General features: G+C 41.2%; 5 protein-coding genes. 1 reads left to right on the plus strand and 4 read right to left on the minus strand.

The window, feature by feature from the left end:
* Window positions 1–51 precede the first annotated feature (51 nt).
* Genes nusG through pbp2a form a run of 4 tightly spaced genes read right to left on the minus strand, consistent with a single transcriptional unit; the run spans window position 52 to window position 3,219 of the window.
* Entirely contained in the window at window positions 52–588 is a 537-nt protein-coding gene (gene nusG, locus SORDD16_RS08395; RefSeq protein ID WP_000376732.1) for a transcription termination/antitermination protein NusG, read from the minus strand.
* A gap of 44 nt (window positions 589–632) precedes the next feature.
* A complete protein-coding gene (gene secE / locus SORDD16_RS08400; RefSeq protein WP_000505776.1) occupies window positions 633–809 on the minus strand; it encodes a preprotein translocase subunit SecE in 177 nt (58 codons plus the stop codon).
* Between the two features lie 9 nt (window positions 810–818).
* Window positions 819–971: a 50S ribosomal protein L33 gene (rpmG, locus tag SORDD16_RS08405; protein ID WP_001809375.1), complete on the minus strand. Its 153-nt coding sequence runs from the start codon at window positions 969–971 to the stop codon at window positions 819–821.
* Between the two features lie 52 nt (window positions 972–1,023).
* Window positions 1,024–3,219 (minus strand): penicillin-binding protein PBP2A, encoded by a 2,196-nt coding sequence (pbp2a, locus tag SORDD16_RS08410; RefSeq protein WP_061453114.1) that lies wholly within the window; start codon window positions 3,217–3,219, stop codon window positions 1,024–1,026.
* 86 nt (window positions 3,220–3,305) lie between these two features.
* On the opposite strand from pbp2a, the gene SORDD16_RS08415 reads away from it, so the two are divergent.
* Window positions 3,306–4,181 (plus strand): RluA family pseudouridine synthase, encoded by an 876-nt coding sequence (locus tag SORDD16_RS08415; RefSeq protein ID WP_081215190.1) that lies wholly within the window; start codon window positions 3,306–3,308, stop codon window positions 4,179–4,181.
* Window positions 4,182–4,203: the final 22 nt, after the last annotated feature.

The raw sequence follows: 4,203 nt of genomic DNA on the forward strand, positions 1-4,203 counted from the left end.
CCCTTTCCACTCTCAACTGCACACAAAAAGAGAGGCACAGCCTCTCTGCGGTTATAATTCTGCAATTTGGTTGAGATTTACTTCTGCAATCGTATCATTACCAAACATAGAGATAATCATCTTCACTTTGTTGTTATCAATTTCAGTAATTTTACCTGTGTAATCTGCAAAAGCGCCATCAATGATGCGGACTGTCTGGCCAACTTCAACGTCAATATCAAACTCTTGAACCGTTTGTCCCATAGAAACCAGAATATCACGGATTTCTTGTTCCAATAGTGGAGTTGGTTTTGATCTGTTACCGTGTGAACCGACGAATCCTGTTACGTTAGGTGTGTTTCGAACGACGAACCATGCTTCATCTGTCATGACCATTTCTACAAGGACATAACCTGGAAAGCGATTCTCTTCAACTTCCTTTTTCTTTCCATTTTTCTCAACTTGCACGGTTTGTGTTGGAATCTCAACGCGTAGAATATTATCCAACATGTTATACGTTTGTGCACGTTGCAATAGATTTTCTTTTACCTTATTTTCATAGCCAGAATAAGTTTGTAGAACAAACCATCCCTTGTCAAAACTATCCATGATATTTCCTTTCATACATAATAGAAGAAAGCTAGTATTTTCTTCTAAAAAATGTTAATAAATCGAATCAAACCTGAAACAATCAACTGGTCAAAAATGTAAATGATGACCACAAAGAAGGCTGTGTATTCCATAATAGAGCGAAAATCTCTCCAGCTTTCCTTGCGAGTTGGCCACGTTGTTTCTTTAAGAAGTTTAAAAATATCCTTAATAAAACCCATCGTTCTCTCCTATCTCGTTTCTCTATGTGTCGTATATTTCCCACAATGTTTACAAAATTTATTTACTTCTAGTCGTGTTGGCTTGGGGTTCCCACTAATTTTGATTGAGTAATTCCTTGAACCGCAAACTGCACAAGCTAGGCTTGCTTTTTTTAGTGCCATAACGCCTCCATCTTATCTATTATAACAAGAAACCTAGGCTTTGACAAGCCTCTTAACGAAATAGATTAAGGATTGAGTCCCATATTGTCTGGGCTTTTTCTTTTATTTTAGCTTCTGAAATCGCACGTCCTGCTTCATCTACAAGATTTTGTGCACGACTACGAATATCTCCTATCGGGTCCTCAGACTGGTTTGTCTCATTTTCAACAACCTGCTTTTTCGTATTTTCTGGTTCAATCCCATTTTGTTTATAAGCATTCTCAACTGTAAAAGTGCTACCTGGAGTGTATGGCAAAATGGTATTAGCCATACTTCTAAAGACATGGGCTGCTCCATTAGAAGTCGAACCTGCTAGATAATGATTCTCATCTGTTGTTGGGAAGCCGAGCCAGTGGCTGATTACAACATCTGGAGTATAACCGATCACCCACTGGTCACTGGTATATTCCGGGTTGAAAACAGCTTCAGTCGTACCTGTTTTACCAGCCATAACGTAATCCGCTGGCGACGAACTAATTCCTGTACCATTGGTAAATGTTCCTAGCATCATGCTGGTCATTTTATCGGCTACCGACTTATCAATCACTCGTTTTTGAGAATTTTTATGACTCTTGATGACCTGACCACTGGCATTTTCAATACGAGTGATAAAATGCGCTTCAGGCATCAGACCTCCATTAGCAAAGGCTGCATAGGCTTGCGCCATCTGGAGAGGATTCGTCTCCACACCTCCACCAAGAGCAACTCCAAGAACTCGATCAACATTTTCCATATTCAGACCAAATCTCTCCCCAGCATCAAAAGCTTTGTCAATACCTAATTCGTTTACAGTCGCAACAGCAGGTAGGTTGAGTGATTCCGCCAAGGCCTGATACATAGGTACTTCTGGAGATGTCTTAATACCCGCATAGTTGTCTACTTGATAACTGTTGTACTGCATCGTATGATTATCCAGTTGCTTGTTCAAGGCCCATCCTGCTTCTACTGCGGGTGTATAAACGACTAAAGGTTTAATGGTTGAGCCTGGGCTACGCTTAGACTGAGTGGCATAGTTAAAATTGCGAAAGCCTGGTTTGTCATCACCAGCTACACGGCCAACAACTCCACGCACTCCGCCAGTTTTGGGTTCTAGAGCTACACTACCTGATTCGGCATGCGTTCCGTCTTCTGCCGTTGGAAATAGCGAAGTGTTTTCATAAATAACCTGCATGTTTGCTTGGTAGTTTTGGTCAAGCTCTGTATAGATGCGATAGCCATTGTTGACAATCTCTTCTTCTGTGAGATTGTACTTGGAAACTGCTTCGTTGACAACTGCATCAAAATAGGACGGGTAACGATAATCCGAAACTTTGCCTTCATACTTATCTTGCAGTTGAGAAGCCATATCTACTCCAGCCGCTTCGGTCTCTTGATTTTTATCAATATAGCCCGCTGCAACCATATTTTGCAAAACAGTATCCCTACGGTTGGTCGAATCCTCAATGGAATTCAAAGGATTATACAACTCTGGCCCCTTGAGCATCCCGGCTAGAGTGGCCGCCTGATTAAGGGTTAATTCCGCAGCCGATACGCCGAAATATTTCTTACTTGCATCTTCAACACCCCATATCCCATTTCCAAAGTAGGCGTTATTGAGGTACATAGTAAGGATTTGCTCCTTGCTGTATTTCTTGGTCAACTCTAAGGCAAGGAAAAACTCCTTGGCCTTCCGTTCAACGGTCTGATCCTGAGAAAGATAGGCATTTTTTGCCAACTGTTGAGTGATGGTGGATCCCCCTCCAGAACGACCCGCTGTAAGGATAGCTAGAAAGAAACGACCGTAGTTAATCCCATCATTTTTATAAAAGGAACGGTCCTCTGTCGCAACAACGGCATTCTGCAAGTCTTTACTGATATCTGTCAGCTCAACATAAGTCCCTTTTTGACCGGACAGGGCTCCTGCCTCTTTTTCTTCGCGGTCAAAAATCAGAGTTCGCGTTTTCAAGGCATTTTGCAAGTCATTGACATTGGTAGACTTGGCTATCGCAAATAGGTAGATTCCTACTAGCAAACCTGCACTTAACCCTAAAATGATGACAATCTTTGTCAGATGATAACGACGCCAAAATTTCCGAACTGGGCCCACTTGTGACAATTTTTTTCTATCGCTCCGTGAACGACGCATGCTAGTAGAATCAGACTCCGCTGATTCATTCGTTTCTTTTTTAAAGAGAGAAAGAAACTTCTCAAATAATTTATCTAATTTCATGCGTTTATTTTATCATCTTCACCATAGGAACTCAAGAATTTAGCTACTCCCTATCCAAATAGGGCTTTTTCTGTTACAATATCTGTATGCAATTCACATTTACATTACCCGAATCCTTGCCTCAAATGACGGTCAAACAATTTCTAGAGGAACAACTCCTCATCCCTAGAAAAATCCGCCATTTTTTGAGAATAAAGAAGAATATCTTAATTAACCACAAAGAAGTTCACTGGAACGAGATGGTCAAGCCAGGGGACATTTGCCAGTTGACTTTTGACGAGGAAGATTATCCGCCAAAAGAAATCCTTTGGGGCAATCCAGACCTCGTTCAAGAAGTTTATCAAGACCAACATCTCATTATCGTCAACAAGCCAGAGGGAATGAAAACTCACGGAAATCAACCTGATGAAATTGCCCTTCTCAACCATGTCTCTGCCTACGTTGGTCAAACCTGCTATGTCGTTCATCGCCTGGACATAGAAACAAGCGGTTTAGTGCTTTTCGCTAAAAATCCTTTTATCCTTCCTATTCTCAATCGTTTATTGGAGAAAAAGGAAATCGCTCGTGAGTACTGGGCACTTATAGAAGGGCGAGTAGAGAGTAAAGAACTTGTCTTTCGAGATAAAATTGGTCGTGATCGACACGATCGTAGAAAAAGAATAGTTGATGCAAAAAATGGACAATATGCTGAAACACATATCAGTCGATTAAAGCAATTTCCAAATCAGACTACCCTTGTCCGTTGCAAACTAAAGACCGGTCGAACGCATCAGATTCGTGTTCACCTTTCTCATCACAAGCACCCTATCCTGGGCGACCCTCTCTATAATACTCAATCAAAAACAAGCAGGCTGATGCTCCATGCCTTCCGACTTTCCTTTACTCATCCACTCACCTTAGAACAATTGAGTTTTACTGCCCTCTCGGATACTTTTGAAAAAGAATTAAAAAAGAATGGATGACACTAGCACCCATTTTTCTATA

Origin of the sequence: Streptococcus oralis (genome assembly GCF_001578945.1) — a bacterium.
GTDB classification, from domain to species: Bacteria; Bacillota; Bacilli; order Lactobacillales; family Streptococcaceae; genus Streptococcus; species Streptococcus oralis_Q.